This is a genomic window from Bradyrhizobium sp. AUGA SZCCT0160 (assembly GCF_018130105.1).
In the GTDB taxonomy this organism is placed as follows: domain Bacteria; phylum Pseudomonadota; class Alphaproteobacteria; order Rhizobiales; family Xanthobacteraceae; genus Bradyrhizobium.
Genome location: NZ_JAFCMD010000016.1, coordinates 106,758 through 123,648, shown reverse-complemented (window position 1 = coordinate 123,648; position 16,891 = coordinate 106,758). Strand labels below are relative to the sequence as shown.

General features: G+C 63.3%; 12 protein-coding genes. 3 read left to right on the top strand and 9 right to left on the bottom strand.

What is annotated here, in order from left to right; translation table 11 throughout:
- A complete protein-coding gene (gene treY / locus JQ558_RS24335; RefSeq protein ID WP_212295434.1) occupies positions 1–2,796 on the top strand; it encodes a malto-oligosyltrehalose synthase in 2,796 nt (931 codons plus the stop codon).
- Here the strand turns inward: treY and JQ558_RS24330 are convergent.
- Positions 2,793–3,104, bottom strand: a complete 312-nt coding sequence (locus JQ558_RS24330; RefSeq protein ID WP_212206353.1) for a polyhydroxyalkanoic acid system family protein — start codon at positions 3,102–3,104, stop codon at positions 2,793–2,795. The genes treY and JQ558_RS24330 overlap by 4 nt on opposite strands.
- A 167-nt stretch (positions 3,105–3,271) precedes the next feature.
- Here JQ558_RS24330 and JQ558_RS24325 point away from each other — a divergent pair, with 167 nt between their 5' ends.
- Entirely contained in the window at positions 3,272–3,436 is a 165-nt protein-coding gene (locus JQ558_RS24325) for a DUF3309 family protein (protein WP_212295433.1), read from the top strand.
- A 94-nt stretch (positions 3,437–3,530) separates the two neighbouring features.
- Here JQ558_RS24325 and ligD read toward each other — a convergent pair whose 3' ends face one another.
- Positions 3,531–6,194: a DNA ligase D gene (gene ligD, locus JQ558_RS24320; protein ID WP_212295473.1), complete on the bottom strand. Its 2,664-nt coding sequence runs from the start codon at positions 6,192–6,194 to the stop codon at positions 3,531–3,533.
- Positions 6,195–7,219: 1,025 nt separating this feature from the next.
- Between ligD and JQ558_RS24315 the strand changes: the two genes are divergently transcribed.
- Positions 7,220–8,104, top strand: a complete 885-nt coding sequence (locus tag JQ558_RS24315) for a Ku protein (RefSeq protein WP_212295432.1) — start codon at positions 7,220–7,222, stop codon at positions 8,102–8,104.
- Positions 8,105–8,226: 122 nt separating this feature from the next.
- Here JQ558_RS24315 and JQ558_RS24310 read toward each other — a convergent pair whose 3' ends face one another.
- The 7 genes from JQ558_RS24310 to kdpA form a co-directional block, all read right to left on the bottom strand.
- Entirely contained in the window at positions 8,227–8,445 is a 219-nt protein-coding gene (locus JQ558_RS24310) for a DUF6496 domain-containing protein (protein WP_212210248.1), read from the bottom strand.
- Between the two features lie 66 nt (positions 8,446–8,511).
- A complete protein-coding gene (locus JQ558_RS24305; RefSeq protein ID WP_212210247.1) occupies positions 8,512–8,952 on the bottom strand; it encodes a PTS sugar transporter subunit IIA in 441 nt (146 codons plus the stop codon).
- Positions 8,953–8,978: 26 nt separating this feature from the next.
- Positions 8,979–9,668: a response regulator gene (locus JQ558_RS24300; protein ID WP_212295431.1), complete on the bottom strand. Its 690-nt coding sequence runs from the start codon at positions 9,666–9,668 to the stop codon at positions 8,979–8,981.
- Entirely contained in the window at positions 9,665–12,388 is a 2,724-nt protein-coding gene (locus JQ558_RS24295) for a sensor histidine kinase KdpD (RefSeq protein WP_212295430.1), read from the bottom strand. The genes JQ558_RS24300 and JQ558_RS24295 overlap by 4 nt, the downstream gene beginning before the upstream one ends.
- Positions 12,389–12,429: 41 nt before the next feature.
- The gene (locus tag JQ558_RS24290) at positions 12,430–13,035 is read right to left on the bottom strand and encodes a K(+)-transporting ATPase subunit C (RefSeq protein ID WP_212295429.1); all 606 of its coding nucleotides are present in this window, start codon (positions 13,033–13,035) and stop codon (positions 12,430–12,432) included.
- An 11-nt stretch (positions 13,036–13,046) separates the two neighbouring features.
- On the bottom strand, positions 13,047–15,161 hold the full coding sequence (kdpB, locus tag JQ558_RS24285; protein ID WP_212295428.1) for a potassium-transporting ATPase subunit KdpB: 2,115 nt from the start codon (positions 15,159–15,161) through the stop codon (positions 13,047–13,049).
- Between the two features lie 25 nt (positions 15,162–15,186).
- On the bottom strand, positions 15,187–16,890 hold the full coding sequence (gene kdpA / locus JQ558_RS24280; RefSeq protein WP_212295427.1) for a potassium-transporting ATPase subunit KdpA: 1,704 nt from the start codon (positions 16,888–16,890) through the stop codon (positions 15,187–15,189).
- Between the last annotated feature and the right edge of the window lies 1 nt (position 16,891).

The window sequence follows — 16,891 nt, the reverse complement described above, 5'->3', positions numbered from 1 at the left end:
ATGCCCCCGGCGATCCCGATCGCGACCTACCGCCTGCAGCTCTCGGCGGATTTCGATTTCGATGCGGCCGCTGCCGTCGTCCCGTATCTTGCGGCCCTCGGGATCACGCACCTCTACGCTTCGCCCTTCATGACGGCTCGCAAGGGCAGCACGCATGGTTACGACATCACCGATCACACCCATTTCAATCCCGAGCTCGGCGGCGAAGCCGGCTTCGAGCGGTTGAGCGCGGCGCTGCGGAAATACGATCTCGGACTGATCCTCGACTTCGTCCCCAACCATGTCGGCGTGCATTTCGCCGATAATCCGTGGTGGCTGGACGTGCTGGAATGGGGCCAGACCTCGCCGCACGCGGCATCCTTCGACATCGACTGGGAACTGTTGCCGTATCGCGCGCGTGGCGGCGTGCTGCTGCCGATCATCGGTTCATCCTATGGCCAGGCGCTGGAAAGCGGCGAGATCGAACTGCGCTATGATGCGGGCGAAGGCAGCTTTTCGGCATGGTATTTCGAGCATCGGCTGCCGATCGCACCCGAGCGCTACAGCGAAATCCTGCGAACCGTCGTCAGAGAAGCAGGCGCCGAAGATAGTCCAGCCGGCAAGGATATCCTTGCCCTCGCCGCGCGCTACCACGGGCTGCGCCGCCCGAACCGGAAGGAAGCGCCGGCGTTCAAAGAGGGGCTTCGGGCAATCGCTGGAAGCACTGAGGCCATCGCACACGGGATCGACGCCTATCGCGCCGGACCGGATCGTCCCGCCCAGACGCTGGCGCTGCATCACCTTCTCGAACGCCAGCATTACAAGCTCGGTCACTGGCGGCTTGCCTCCAGCGACATCAACTACCGCCGCTTCTTCGACGTCAATTCGCTCGCGGGATTGCGCGTCGAGGACGCCGGTACCTTCGAGGCCATCCATCAACTCGTCAGACGTCTGATCGCGGAAGGAAAGCTGCAGGGCTTGCGGCTCGACCATATCGACGGCCTGCGCGATCCGGTCCAGTACTTTCAGCGCCTGCGCCGCCTGATCCGCGGCGCGCAGGGCGCCAAACCATTTTACATGGTGATCGAGAAGATTCTCGGCGAAGACGAGAAGCTGCCTTCCTTCACCGGGGTTCACGGCACCACCGGCTACGAGTGGATGAACACGATCACGCAGGCGCTGGTCGACGGCGATGGCCTCGAGCCGCTCGGTGAAATCTTCCGCCAGATCAGCAGCCAGTCGCCTAAACTCGAACCGATCCTGAAGGAGGCCAAGCGCCGGGTGCTCGAAACCCTGCTCACCAGCGAATTCACGGTGCTGACGCGCCTCCTGGCGCGCATCGCCAGCGGACACTATTCGACACGGGACTATGCCGCCGACAGCCTGCGGCAAGCGCTGGAACTCTATGTGCTGCACTTCCCGGTCTACCGGACCTATTTGACGTCGTCGGGGCCGAACGCCCATGACCGGGCGCTGATCTCGCAAACGATCGCGAAGGCGCGCGCGGACTGGTTTGCCGCCGATGACGGCATTTTCGATTTCCTGCGCGATACCCTGACCATGGACCTGCTCAAGCCCGGCCGGCCGCCGCACAGCGCGCCGCGCGTGCGGCGATTTGCGCTGAAGGTGCAGCAATTCACCGGGCCGATGATGGCGAAATCGCTCGAGGACACCACGTTCTATCGCTACCACCGCCTGCTCGCGCTCAACGAGGTCGGCGGTGACCCATCTGCCAGGGCGCTCTCGGTCGAAGATTTTCATCAGGCCATGCAGACGCGGGCCCGGGAATGGCCGCATGGCATGACCGCGACCGCGACGCATGACACCAAGCGGGGCGAGGACGCCCGCGCCCGGATCATGGCGTTGTCCGAAATTCATGGCGAGTGGACCAGCGCCGTGGCGCGATGGAAGGTTCTCAACGCGCCTCATCTGGTCATCGACGGCGAGATGCGGGCGCCGTCGGCGACATTCGAATACATGCTCTATCAGACCCTGCTGGGAGCCTGGCAGCCGGACGACGAGGCGTTCCTGGAACGGATGCAGGCCTATGCCCTGAAGGCGGCGCGCGAGGGCAAGGAGGAGACCAGCTGGCTCAATCCGCACGAGGCCTATGAAGCAGGACTGAACACCTTCATCGCGCGCATTCTGGACCGCTCGATTTCCGCCGAGTTTCTCGACGCGCTCGATGCACTGGCGCGGCGCGTATCGCTATTAGGCGCCTTGAACTCGCTGAGCCAGATCACGCTCAAGGCAACGATGCCGGGCGTACCCGATTTCTATCAGGGTACCGAGCTGTGGGATTTCTCGCTGGTCGATCCCGACAACCGGCGGCCGGTCGACTTTGCCAAACGTGCCCACCTGCTCGCTTCACTGCAGACACCGGACTGGGACCAGCTGGTGCAGGATTGGCCGAGCGGCAAGTTGAAACTGGCCTGGACGCGGCATCTCCTCAAGTTGCGCACTGAGCTCGCCGATGTCTTCACGAACGGCGATTATCAGCCACTGGATATCAGCGGACCTCATCGCGACCACTTCATCGCCTTTGCCCGCCGCCGTGGCCGCGAAGCCGCGATCGTCGTCGTCACGAAATTGTCCGCGGCGTTCTCCGAAAGTGGCCGGGCGTGGCCCCGTGCGGAGAGCCATGATGCCACCCTCGACATCAGCGGCTATTCGGCGGAGGGATTTGCCGACGCCGATGCCTCGCAATTGCGGTTGTCCGACCTGTTGGCGCACCTCCCCGTGGCCGTGCTGAAGGCGAGATATCACGGCGCGGCGATGCCTGCGCCGAAGCGCAGGCGCCTGATGCCAACGCCCTAGTTCTTCTTGGTCAGCAACAGGTTGCCGCGGCTCCGGATCGCGGCCTGGGCCACTTCGGCGAAGCGCTGCAGCAGCCATGGCAACACGACCTCCACCTTCACATGATCGTCGGCGACATCGACATGCCCGGCAGCCGCCTGCCCGAGCGCGCGGACGCGAAAGACCATGCGGTTGTCTTCCCATCGCTCCTCATCGACGCTCAGCACCGGCACGCTCGACGCAGCGCGCGATAGGCCGGACTTAAGGCGTCGCATGGCTTCTTCGCGGCCGAGGCTGTGCGGAATCGAAACGACGAGCGGTGCGGACATCGGAAAATCCTCAGGTCTGGTCTTGCTGATGTAATTCCGTTCCGTTCGAAAGGAAGAGGTGAGCTCGATATATGCACTGCAATAGACGGAACTTTCACAGGTGCCGTTTGTTTTTCCGGTTGAGGGCAAGGCAAACAGGCGCCCAATGCCGGGCTGAGGAGAACTACATGTCACTCGGAACAATCATCCTGATCATTCTTATCATCGCCCTGCTCGGCGGCTTTTCCGGCATCGGCGGCGGACCGTTCTACGGCACCGGCTATTACGGCGGCGGCGGCCTTGGGTTGGTGATCGTGATCCTGCTGATATTGTTGTTGCTCGGGAAGATTTAGACTCAGGATCGTAGGGTGGGCAAAGGCGCGCTTGCGCCGTGCCCACCTCTTTCTCACAAGACAAGATGGTGGGCACGCTTGCGCTTTGCCCACCCTACGCTGAAGCAAGCTTTTTCATCGCCGCCTTGATCGACGCCGCCGCCTTATCGTAGCCCTGCCACGCCTTGGTTTTGGCCAGCAACGCCGGCACCGTGCGCACGGTGTATTTCCCTGGATCGAGATCGCCGCGCACCTGCGTCCAGGTCAGCGGCATTGAAACCGTGGCGCCTTCCCGCGCGCGCGGCGACAGCACGGCGACCGCGGTCGACATCCGGTCGTTGCGCAAATAATCGAGGAAGATTTTTCCCTGACGCTGCTTCTTCGACATGTTGAGCAGATAGCGCTCGGGATCGTCGTTCGCCATCCATTGGCAAACGCCCTGCGCGAACGCCTTCGCTTCCTTCCAGGTCACCCTGTCTTTGGCGCCGTGAAGCAGCGGCGTCACCACATGCAGTCCCTTGCCGCCGGTGGTCTTGCAGAAGCTCTCGAGGCCCACGGCGGTGAGCCGCTGCCGCATGTCCTTGGCGGCCTCGATCACGTCGGCAAACCCGACATTGGGCGCGGGGTCGAGATCGAACACCAGCCGGCCCGGCACGTCGGGCGCGTCAGGCGCGCAATTCCAGGGGTGCAATTCCACCCCGCCGCTCTGCGCGACGGCGGCCAGGCCCTCGATGCGATCGATCTGCAGATAGGGCTTGCGGTCGCCGGAGACCTTGACGAGTTCGAGCAGCTCCGACTTGCCCGGCATGCCATGACGCTGAAAGAACGTCTCCCCCTTGATGCCATCGGGCGCGCGAACCACCGAGCACGGCCGCCCCTTGAGATAGCCGATCATCCATTCGCCGACCGCTTCGAAATAACGCGCAAGATCGAGCTTGGTCACGCCCTTGCCGTCACCGCCGTCGGGCCACAGCGCCTTGTCGGGTTTTGAGATGACGACGCCCATCACTTCAGCGGATTTGACCGACGATTTGCCGGACCTGATCAAAGGTTTTGCCGCCTTGGTCATGACAGGCCCCTCCGCTTCAACCTCGTTCGCCGGCTTGTCCTGCCGCAGCCCCTTGAACGCCGCCTGCCTGATGTTGCCGCCATCGGTCCACCCGGCGAATTCGATCTCGGCGACGAGTTCAGGCTTCAGCCAATGCACGTCGCGGGTCTTCTTCGGCGCGTCCTTGCCGCCAAACGGGCTCTTGTCCGAACTCGCCGCCTTCAGCGCCGGCATGATGCGCCGGACCGTGTCCTGCCCAAAGCCGGTGCCCACGAGGCCGACAAAGGCCAGATGACCGTCGCGATAGACGCCGGCCATCAGCGAACGAAATTTGCCGTTGGTGGTCTTCCATCCGCCCAGCACCACCTCGTGTCCGGCGCGGGTCTTGGATTTGGTCCAGCTTTCGGACCGCCCGGATCGATACGGCGCGTCCAGCTTCTTGGAGATGATGCCTTCAAGCGCCAATTTGTTGGCGGCTTCCAGGACGGAATCGCCGCTTTCCTCGAAATGCGCGACATACTGAATCAGGCGGCCCTTACGCTTCCTGGCTTCCAGAAGCTGCTTCAGGCGCGTCTTGCGCTCGCCAAGCGGCAGGCCGCGTAGATCCTCAGATCCGGCGAACAGCAGATCGAACGCGAAGAAGATCAGCGCGCCGGTTTTGCCGTCGGAGATCGCGGCCTGCAGCGTCGAGAAGTGCGGCACGCCATGATGGTCGAGCGCGGCGATTTCGCCGTCGATCAGCACATCCGGCAGCGATGTCGCCTCCTTGGCGATGGCGCCGAACTTTTCCGTCCAGTCCAGTGCTTTACGGGTTTTCAGGACGGCGTCGCCATCCTCGACCCGCAATTGCATGCGGTAGCCGTCGAATTTGATCTCGTGGCACCAGCCGTCCGAATTGGGTGGGCTTTCGGCCGAGGCGCAAAGTTGCGGCGCGACGAAATCCGGCATCGCATCGGCTTTCTTAACCTTGGCCACCTTAACCTTGGCCGCGGCGCGCGCCTTCGTTGGAGGTGCGGACCGCGAGATCGACGTCCTGATCGATGTTTTTCCCTGCGCCCGCGCTTCCGCCGCCTCGCCGCGGTTGGAATGCCACACCGCATCGGCCTGGGCTTTGCCACCCCTCGCCAGCATGAACGGCTTTGGCGCCCTCCCCTTGCCGTTCGCGATCTGATCCATCGAGCGGCCCGACGCGACCGATTTGTCCTCGTCGAGGATATCGTTGGCGTCGCCTTCCCTCACGAACTCGTCGCGGTGTTTAATCAGCAGCCAGTTGGTGCGCTTTCCGCCGTAACGGTCGCCCTTCATCCGCACCAGCACCCAGCTGCCATGCAGCTTCTCGCCGTGCAGGTTGAATTTCAGGTCGCCCTTCTTGAAGCCGCGGTCGGGGTCGTCGGATTCCCAATAGCCGCGATCCCAGAGTTGCACGGTGCCACCGCCGTACTGGTCATCTGGAATGGTGCCTTCGAAATCGCCGTAATCGAGCGGATGGTCCTCGACCTCGACCGCGAGCCGCTTGTCGTGCGGATCGAGCGAGGGACCGCGCGTCACTGCCCACGATTTGAAAACGCCGTCGAACTCCAGCCGGAGATCGTAATGCAACCGAGTCGCGTCATGCTTCTGGATCACGAACCGCCGCTGTTTTGAAGGCGCCACCTTGACGTCGCCGGATGGCTCGCTGGTCTTTTCGAAATCGCGCTTTTTCCGGTAGGTGGTCAGGTTTCGCAGCGACACGGTCAAGCCTCATATCCGTCGGCCGCCCGCGCGGCGGCAAAAACCAGTATCCGAAACCCATGGTAACCGCTGAAGTTCCGAAACCAAACCCCGCCAGACGTGACCTGAGCACGCTTTCGTATCCCCACCGCTAGTCGTCCCGGCCTTGAGCCGGGACCCATACTCCGCGGCGGATATTGTTTGAAGAAGGTCTCTAACGCCGGCGCTCTATCCGACGGGCCGCGGCGTATGGGTCCCGGCTCAAGGCCGGGACGACAGTGGTGTTTGTTGCGACACCATCATCCGAAACACAACTTCGCGATCTCGCGGCCTGATGGGCCCGAGCTTTGCCAGAAACTTCCCGCCCTCTCAAAGAGGGCGCAGGGAAGACCGGGTGCGCGCTGCACCCGCGGTCCCGTGTGCGGTTAGCACAAGAAATGCTGCACACGAGCATACAGGGCAGCGGAGAACACCCGGCCTTCCCTGCGCAATGGTTTTACGGCTTATGCCGTGATCTCCCCGGAGACGAGTTCTTGGTTGACTCCGTCGCTGCCGTTCGGCTCTCGCCTACCCGACAGCTTGACGCCAGCAACGGGCGCCAGGACCACACGGTTTTGCCGTACGCCTATCCACGCCGTCGTCTCAGCGTAAACCAGCGTCCACCGCAACCCGTCCAACGTCCGTGACGACGGCCGACGCCCTCTGAGTGGGACGGGATGGGCAAACATATGCACCTGATTTGCATTCTGGTAAACAGAAATATTTTTTACTTTGGGGCTTGACAAGGATTCCGTAAATCAGAAGTGATTTGCCCGTCGGGTTGTTTTGTCGCACCCAACCGTCATTGCGAGCCAACGGGTCGCGCGAATGCGCGCCCGATGACAGGCTCCGCGAAGCAATCCATGCCTCGGGTTGGCGTAAGAAGGATTGCTTCGCTGCGCTCGCAATAAGGGAAATACGGCGTAGCTCTCGGACGGTCGCAACAGGAACCAAAACTAGCACTAACCGTTGAAGTTCCGAACCCAAACGCCTCACCGGAGATTGTCATGGCCCCTCGCGCCTATTGGAAAGGCTCGCTGAAGCTTTCCCTCGTGTCATGCCCGATCGCGCTGTATCCGGCCTCGACCTCCGCCGAGAAAACCCGTTTCCACATGATCAACAGGGAGACCGGCAACCGGCTGAAGCAGCAGATGGTCGATAGCGAGACCGGCGATGTCGTCGAGAGCGACCAGAAGGGCCGCGGCTACGAGTTGAAGAAGGGCGAGTATGTCGAGGTCGAAAAGGAGGAGCTGGAGGCGGTCCAGATCGAGAGCAACCACACCATCGACATCGACAGCTTCGTGCCCCGTGACGAGATCGACAAGCGCTATCTCAACAACCCCTATTATATCGTGCCGGACGGCAAGGCCGGTATCGACGCCTTTGCGGTAATCCGCGACGCCATGAAGGACCAGGACCGCGTCGCGCTGGCGCGCATCGTGCTCACCAACCGCGAGCACGTCATCGCGATCGAACCGCTCGGCAAGGGCCTGCTCGGCACCACGCTGCGCTATCCCTACGAGCTGCGCGACGAGGACAGCTATTTCGACGACATCAAGAGCCCCAGGATATCGAAGGACATGATCGAACTGGCCAGCCATATCCTGGATACCAAGGCCGCGCATTTCGATCCGTCCAAGTTCAAGGACGAGTACGAAAACGCATTGAAGGCGCTGGTCCGCCGCAAGGCAGCGGGCAAGCCGATCAAGACCGTGGAGCGCGAGGAGAAGGCCGACAACGTCGTTAGTCTGATGGACGCGCTGAAGCAGAGCCTGGAAGGCAAAGGAGCGGCGAAGCGGCGAGCCCACGCCGGCACATCGCGCCGGACGCCGCAACGGCGAGCGGCCAAGAAGGCGCACCGGTCGGCGGCGCGGGCGCGCAAGGCGGGGTAGTTTCGAGAACGCGCCCCACTCATTCGTCATGCCCGGGCTTGACCCGGGCATCCACGACTTCCTTGCCGCAGCAAAGACGTGGATGGCCGGGTCAAGCCCGGCCATGACGAGATAGAGATGCCCTACTTCTTCGCCTTCCGCTTCTTCGCTGTCTTGCGCTTCTTGGCCGCCTTCTTCGGCACCTTCTTGCCCTTGGCGCGCGCCTCGGAAAGCCCGATCGCAATCGCCTGCTTCTTGCTCTTCACTTTTCTGCCGGAACGGCCGCTCTTCAAGGTGCCGGCCTTGCGTTTCTTCATTGCGCGCTTGACGTCGGTGGACGCCTTCTTCGAGTATCGTGCCATGGATCTACCTCCCGATTGGAAGGAAATTAATCATCGCTTGGCATGAAAGTTCCAGAGCCCGCAACCTCAGGCGATCGCGGCATGGAGCTCGGATGAATTTTTCGCAGCCCGCAATCGCGCTAGCGTATCCGGTGATCTCAAACTCCGGGCTACCAGCGCCAGCGCGGCGAGCGCTTCGTTCTCCACTGCCGCCGGCAGCAACAGGACGAACACGACGTCCACCTCCTGTCCGTCGATGGCATCAAACTCGATGCCCTGCTTCAGCTTTGCGAGCAGTCCATAGGGCCGCTTCAAGCCCGTCAGCCGGGCGTGCGGAATAGCGATGCCATTGCCGGTCCCCGTCGATCCCAGCTCTTCCCGCTTCAGGAGATGCGACGTCACCTGATCGACAGCCAGGCCGAGATTGACGGCGGCCGTGGCCGCCAATTCCTGCAACAGCTGCCCCTTCTGCGAGGCCCGAACGTCGATCATGACGTCGGTCGGCGATAGCAGATCGGAAATCTTCATCGTGACTCCAGCCAGGCTGCCGCGTATCAATCCGGCGCGCGCAGCCGATAGCCTATACCGGTTTCAGTCAGAACAAACTGCGGGCGCTCCGGATCGGCCTCGATCTTCTGCCGGAGCTGGCGCACATAGACCCGCAGGTATTGCGCGTCGGTCAGTTCATCCCACAGCTCCTTGAGCAGGAACCGGTGAGTCAACACCTTGCCGGCGTGCTGCACCAGCACGCGCAGCAGTTCATACTCCTTGGGTGACAATTTCACGTCCTTGTCCCCCACCTTGACGATGCGGCGCACAAGATCGACCGCGAGGTCGCCCGATCGGAATACCGGGCGCTCACCCTGGACCTGCAACTGGTGCCGCAGCGCGGCGCGCATGCGGGCTAGCAGTTCATCCATCCCGAACGGCTTTGTCAAATAATCGTCGGCGCCCAGATCGAGCGCCTGAACTTTCCCGGCCTCGTCGCCGCGGCTAGACAGCACCACGATGGGAACGCTGTCGTTGCGACCACGGATCATGCGCAGCAGTTCGTGGCCCTGGATGTCCGGCAGGCCGAGATCAAGGATGATCAGCGCGGGCCCCTCGGCCAGCTTTTCGAGCGCTATCTTGCCGCTGGGAGCTTCCAGAATATCGTAGCCCTGCGTGCTCAATCCCATCCGCAGCAGCTTGCGTATCGGCGGCTCGTCGTCGATGACAAGGACCTTGATCGGCGCGACGCTCATGCGGCGGTGTCCAGTGCATCTGATACGGCCGGGACCGGCAAGCGGATCGTCAGCACGGCGCCGCTCCGGTCAAGCCGGTTGGCGGCCGAGATCGTGCCGTGCATGGCCTCGACAAAGCCGCGCGAAATCGCCAGGCCAAGGCCGGTGCCCGGGCGGACGTGATCGCCCTTTTGCGCGCGGTGAAACTTGTCGAATATCATGTCCAGCTCCTCGGGCGGTATACCATCGCCTTCGTCAATGATTTGCAGGGACACCCAATCCCTCTCCCGCGAACTCCTGATCGAAATCGTGGTGTTGGCCGGCGCATATTTCGCCGCGTTGTCCAGCACGTTGAAGAGCACCTGCTCGAACAGCACCGCGTCAAGCTGCAGCATCGGCAAGTCGGCGGCCAGCTCAAGCGAAACCTTGTGGCCTCCAAGAATCTTGCTGGCGCGCCGAAGCACGCTGCCGACGATCTCGCCGATATCATGCAGCGCCGTGTTCGGCACCACGGCGCCGGATTCCAGCTTTGTCATGTCGAGAAGATTGGCGATGAAGCGGTTGAGCCGTTCGGACTCGTCGATCACGGTTGCCAGCAGATCGCGTTTTTCGGTGTCGCTCAGGCCGCTGTCAAGGTCGCGCATCGCGCTTGCGGCGCCGAGCACCGAGGCCAGTGGGGTCTTGAGGTCGTGCGAGATCGACGTCAACAGCGCCGAGCGCAGCCGATCCGACTCCACCGTGCGCTTGACCCGATCCATATCCTCCACCAGCAGCACCCGTTCGATCGCGAGCGCGCCCTGATCCATCAAGGCATCGAGCAACCGGCGCTGATCCGGGGTGAGCAACGGCCCGGTCTTGTCATCATCGATGCCGATGACGCCGATCGGCCCGCGTCCGGTTCGCATCGGCAGGAAAAGGCGCTTGGCGCCCGGCAGCGTATCGGCGCCGCGGCCCGCGGCCCGGTCGTTGCCCCATGCCCAGTTCGCGGCGGCGAGATCCGCCTTGTCTAGTTGATCTTCGGGCGGATAGCCGGCCTTGACGGTAATGATGCCGTCCTCCGGCAACAGCAGCACCACCCGCACCTTCAACATCAACGCCGTCTGGTAGGCGGTCGCCCACAACACGTCGTCGAGGGTCGCGGTGCCCGCGAGCTTGCGGCTGAAGGCGTAGAGCGATTCCGTGGTGCGGACCCGGCCCATCGCAGTCACGGCCTGCGTTCGTACCCGCGCCGCGACGTTGGAAACCAGGATCGCAATCAGCATGAAGAAGAAGAAGGCGGCGACATTGGGCGGATCGGTAATCGTAAAGGTATAGACCGGCGGGAGAAAAAAGAAATTGTAGCAGAGTGACCCAACCACGCTTGCAAACAGCGACGGCAACAGCCCGTAACGGACGGCGGCCCCGACCACGGCCGTCAGGAACACGAGATCGACGTTTTCGATGCCCAGCCGCGGATGAACCAGCAGGCCAGCACCGAGCGCAATGGCGACGAACGCCAGGGACACCGCATAGGGCAGCGGATCGAACGGCTCCTGCCGTTCGGCCGTGCGCACCGTTTTCCTCGGAACGGGCTCGGCCGCGAGTTCCTCGCCGGCGATGACGTTGACGGTGATATTGCCGGCACGGCGCACCAGATCGTGCACCACCGAACCGCGCATCAGCTCGAACCACCACGACCGTGCCGACTTTCCGATGATGATCTGCGTCACGTTGTTCGCCTGCGCGAAATGGATGACGTCATCGGCGATGCGGCGGCCGACGCCGGGAATGGTCAGCGCCTCGCCGCCCAGCGCCTCGGCGAGCCGCATCGTGTCGGCGAGCCGGTCGCGCTGCTCGTCGGTCAGTTGCAGGCTGCGCCTCGTCTCGATGCTGATCGCCGTCCATTGCGCGTGCAGCCGATCGGCCAGCCGCTTGGTGTAGCGCACCAGCCCCGCCGATCGCGGGTCCTCACTGATGCAAACCAGAACACGCTCACCTGCGGCCCAGGGCCCGGCGATCGCATTGGCCTGCATGTGGGTCAGGAGTTGCTCATCGACCCGTTCGGCGGTGCGTCGCAAGGCCAGTTCGCGCAGCGCAGTCAAATTGCCCGGTGAGAAATAGTGTTCGAGCGCCCGTTCGGCCTGCTTGGGGACATAGACCTTGCCCTCCTTCAGCCGCTGGATCAAATCATCGGGCGTGAGGTCGATCAGTTCGATGGCGTCGGCGAGATCGAACACCTTGTCCGGCACGGTTTCGCGCACCCGCACATGCGTGATCTGCGCGACCACGTCATTGAGGCTCTCAATGTGCTGGATGTTGACCGCCGTATAGACGTCGATGCCGTGGGACAGCAGCTCCTCGACGTCGAGGTAGCGCTTGGGATGGCGGCTGCCGGGCGCGTTGGTATGGGCGAGTTCGTCGACCAGGGCGATCTGCGGACGCCGCGCGATCAGCGCGTCGAGGTCCATCTCCTCGAGAACCTGGTCCCTGTATTCGAGCCGCTTGCGCGGCAGCACTTCAAGGCCGGTCAGCAACGCCTCGGTCTCCGCCCGGCCATGGGTCTCGACCACGCCGACCACGACATCTATCCCGGCCTTCCGCTTGGCATGCGCGCTTTGCAGCATCTCATAGGTCTTGCCGACGCCGGGGGCGGCGCCAACGAAGATCTTGAGCTTCCCGGCACGATCATTCTCGCGGCGCGCAGCCTCCAGCAGCGCGTCCGGCGAGGGTCGTTTTTCATGATCCTGGCGCTGATTTGCCATGCGGCAATATAGTCATGTCATCCGGCGCGGCCTAGCTCCCGTCATTTGGCTGCGGCGGCATCCAGCGCCAGATTCAGCGCCAGAACGTTGACCCTGACCTCGCCGAGCAATCCAGCCATGCGGCCCTGGGTGTGCTCCGTGACCAGCTGGCGAACACGCTCTTCCGGCATCTTCCGCGCCTTGGCCACCCGCGGCACCTGGAATAGCGCCGCCTCCGGCGAAATATCCGGATCGAGGCCGCTGGCAGAGGTCGTGACGAGGTCGACGGGGACGGAAGCGTTGGCGTTTTCCGCCTTCAGCTTGTCGACATCCTCCTTGAGCCGGTCGGCCAAAGCCTTGCTGGTCGGGCCGAGGTTGGAGCCGCCGGAATTGGCCGCGTTATAGGGTGCCGACACCGTCTTTGTGGAATCCCCCGGGTCCGGCGCCGACGTCGCCGAGAGCCGGCCATGGAAATATTTGTCGTCCTTGAACTCCTGCCCGATCAGGGCCGAGCCGATCACCTTGCCGTCCTTCTCGATCAGGCTGCCTTGCGCCTGCTTCGGAAAGATCACGCCGGCAATCGCGGTCATCGCGAGCGGATAGGCAAGGCCTGTGATGGCGGTCAGCAACAGCAGCAGGATGATGGCGGGGCGAATTTCGCGAAGCATGATGTGTCTCCTCAGGCCAGGTTCAAGGCGGTGACCACAAGATCGATAGCCTTGATGCCGATAAAGGGAATGACGATGCCGCCGAGGCCGTAGATCAGCAGGTTGCGGCGCAGCAGTGCCCCTGCCCCGACGGCGCGATAGGCGACGCCTTTCAGCGCCAGCGGAATCAGCGCGATGATGACCAGCGCGTTGAAGATGATCGCCGACAGGATCGCGCTTTGCGGGCTCGCCAGATGCATGACGTTGAGCACCTCGAGCTGCGGATAGAACGCCAGGAACATTGCCGGGATGATGGCGAAATATTTTGCGACGTCATTGGCGATCGAGAACGTCGTCAGTGCACCGCGCGTCATCAACAGCTGCTTGCCGATCTCGACCACCTCGATCAGTTTTGTCGGGTTGGAATCGAGGTCGACCATGTTGCCGGCCTCGCGCGCGGCCTGGGTGCCGGTGTTCATGGCGACGCCGACGTCCGCTTGCGCCAGCGCGGGCGCGTCGTTGGTGCCGTCGCCGCACATCGCCACCAGCTTGCCCTTGGCCTGCTCGTCGCGGATCAGCTTCAGCTTGTCCTCAGGCGTTGCCTGGGCGAGGAAATCGTCGACGCCGGCCTCGGCCGCGATCGCCGCTGCCGTCATCGGGTTATCGCCGGTGATCATCACGGTGCGGATGCCCATGCGGCGCAATTCGGCAAAGCGCTCGCGGATGCCGCCCTTGACGATATCCTTGAGGTGGATGACGCCGAGCAGGCGGCCGTCCTTGGCGACAGCGAGCGGCGTGCCGCCGGCCTTGGCGATTTCGTCTGCGATGGCCTGGAGTTCGCGGGCCGCTTCCGTACCCACCGTCGGCTGGATCGCACGAACGGCGTTGCCGCTCGCCATGGTCTGAGCGGTGCCGCCGCCGATGTAATTGAGGATCGCATCGACCGCGCCCTTGCGGACGGACGATGAACCGGCGTCGATGCCGCTCATGCGGGTTTGCGCGGTGAAGGGCACGAATGTCGCGGCGAGCTCCTTCATGTCGCGGCTTCGAATGTTGTATTTTTCCTTGGCCAGCACGACGATCGAGCGGCCCTCGGGCGTCTCGTCGGCGAGCGAAGCCAGCTGCGCCGCATCCGCCAGCTCCTGCTCGGTCACGCCGCGGACTGGCCGAAACGCGGTTGCCTGGCGGTTGCCGAGGGTAATGGTGCCGGTCTTGTCGAGCAGCAGCGTATCGACGTCGCCGGCGGCCTCGACCGCGCGGCCGGACATCGCCAGCACGTTGAAGCGCACCAGCCGGTCCATGCCGGCAATGCCGATCGCGGACAGCAACGCGCCGATGGTGGTCGGGATCAGCGTCACGAACAGCGCCACCAGCACGACCACCGAAATCGAGCCGCCGGCATAGGCCGCATAGCTCGGGATCGTCACGGTCGCGAATACGAAGATGATGGTGAGGCCCGCGAGCAAGATGTTGAGCGCGATCTCGTTCGGCGTCTTCTGCCGCTCGGCGCCTTCCACCAGCCTGATCATGCGGTCGATGAAGGTCGATCCCTGCGCCGCGGTGATACGGACACGGATCCAGTCCGACAGCACCTGGGTGCCGCCGGTTACCGCCGAACGGTCGCCGCCGGATTCGCGGATCACGGGCGCGGATTCGCCTGTGATCGCCGCCTCGTTGACCGAGGCGACGCCCTCGATCACTTCGCCGTCGGACGGGATGTTGTCGCCGGCTTCGACCAGAACGATATCGCCGACTTTCAGCGCGGTGCCGGGCACCAGGCGAAACGTCTTGTCCGAACCGGTCAGCAGCTTGGCCTGGCTTTCGGTGCGGGTCTTCTTCAGCGATTCGGCCTGCGCCTTGCCGCGTCCCTCCGCCACCGCTTCCGCGAAATTGGCGAACAGCACCGTGAACCACAGCCATATAATGATCTGGAAGGTGAATCCGAGATTCGTGCCGCCGGTGACGAGGTCGCGCAGGAAGATGATGGTGGTCAGCGCAGCCACGACCTCGACCACGAACATCACGGGGCTCTTGATCATCAGCCGCGGGTCGAGCTTGACGAACGACGACCTGATCGCCGGCACCAGGATCTTCGGGTCTGATATCGCCGAGGCCGTCACCTTTTTCTGCAGTTTCATGGCTTCCATGGACGTAACTCCGAAGAGAGATCGATCAGAACAGATTGTTGGCGTTGTCAGCGAGGTGCTCAACGATCGGTCCGAGCGCCAGCGCCGGGAAGAAGGTGAGACCGCCGATGATCAGGATCACGCCGACGACGAGGCCGACGAACAGGCCACCGGTGGTCGGCAGCGTGCCAGCCGATGGCGGGATCGACTTCTTGGCCGCCAGCGAGCCCGCAATGGCCATCGCCGGCACGATCATGAAGAAGCGGCCGACGAACATCGAACTGGCGAGCGTCAGATTGTAGAACAAGGTGTTGCCGGTCAGGCCGCCGAACGCCGAACCGTTGTTGCCGGTGGCCGACGTGAAAGCGTAGAGCACCTCGGTGAAGCCATGCGGCCCGGCATTGGCCATCGACGCCACCGCCGGCGGAAATACCACGGCAACCGCGGTCCAGCCGAGATACATCAACGGCAGCACAAGGATGGCGAGCATCGCCATCTTGACCTCGCGCGCCTCGATCTTCTTGCCGACATATTCCGGCGTGCGGCCGACCATCAGCCCGGCGACGAAGATCGCCAGCACGACGAACAGCAGCATGCCGTAGAGGCCGGCGCCGACGCCCCCGACGATGATCTCGCCGAGCTGCATGTTGATCAGCGGGATCATGCCGCCGAGCGCGGTGAATGAGTCATGCATGGCGTTGACCGCGCCGCAGGACGCCGCTGTGGTGACCACCGCGAACAGGCTGGAGGCCACGATGCCGAAACGGACTTCCTTGCCTTCCATGTTGCCGCCGGAGAGCCCGAGCGCGCTCAGCGTGGAAGTGCCGTTGGCTTCGGCCCAATAGGTGATGGCGACGCCCGCGAGAAACAGCACGCCCATGACGCCGAGGATCGCCCAGCCCTGGCGCTGGTCGCCGACCATGCGGCCGAACACGTTGGTCATGGCGGCGCCGATCACGAAGATCGAAAGCATCTGCACGAAGTTCGACAGCGCGGTGGGATTCTCGAACGGATGCGCGGCGTTGGCGTTGAAGAAGCCGCCGCCATTGGTGCCCAGCATCTTGATCGCGACCTGCGAGGCGACCGGGCCGACCGCAATGGTCTGCTTGCCGCCCTCCAGCGTCGTGGCATCGACATAGGCGCCCAGCGTCTGCGGCATGCCCTGCCAGACCAGGAACAGCGTGTAGACCACGCAGATCGGCAGCAGCACATAAAGCGTGCAGCGCGTGACGTCGACCCAGAAATTCCCGATGGTGCGCATCGAGGAACGCGAAAAACCGCGGATCAGCGCCACCGCCAGCGCGATGCCGGTCGCCGCCGAGAGGAAATTCTGGTGCGTCAGGCCCAGCATCTGCACCAGATAGGACAGCGTGCTTTCGCCGCCGTAGTTCTGCCAGTTGGTGTTGGTGATGAAGGAGATCGCGGTGTTGAACGACAGATCCGGCGCGACCGCGGACTGATCCTGCGGATTGAACGGCAACAGCGCCTGCAGCCGCATCAGGCCATAGATGACGAGAAAGCCGCCGACATGGAACAGCAGCATCGCGACCGTATAGGTCAGCCAATGCTGCTCGCGCTTCTCATCGACGCCGCCGATCCAGTAAAGCCCGGCTTCGACCGGCCGCAGCACGGGCGACAGAAACGTGGACTCGCCGTTGAAGACGCGGGTCATGTACCAGCCGAGCGGTTTGACCAGCGCGACCACGATGGCGCAGTACAGGAAAATCTGAATCCAGCCGATGACGGTCATG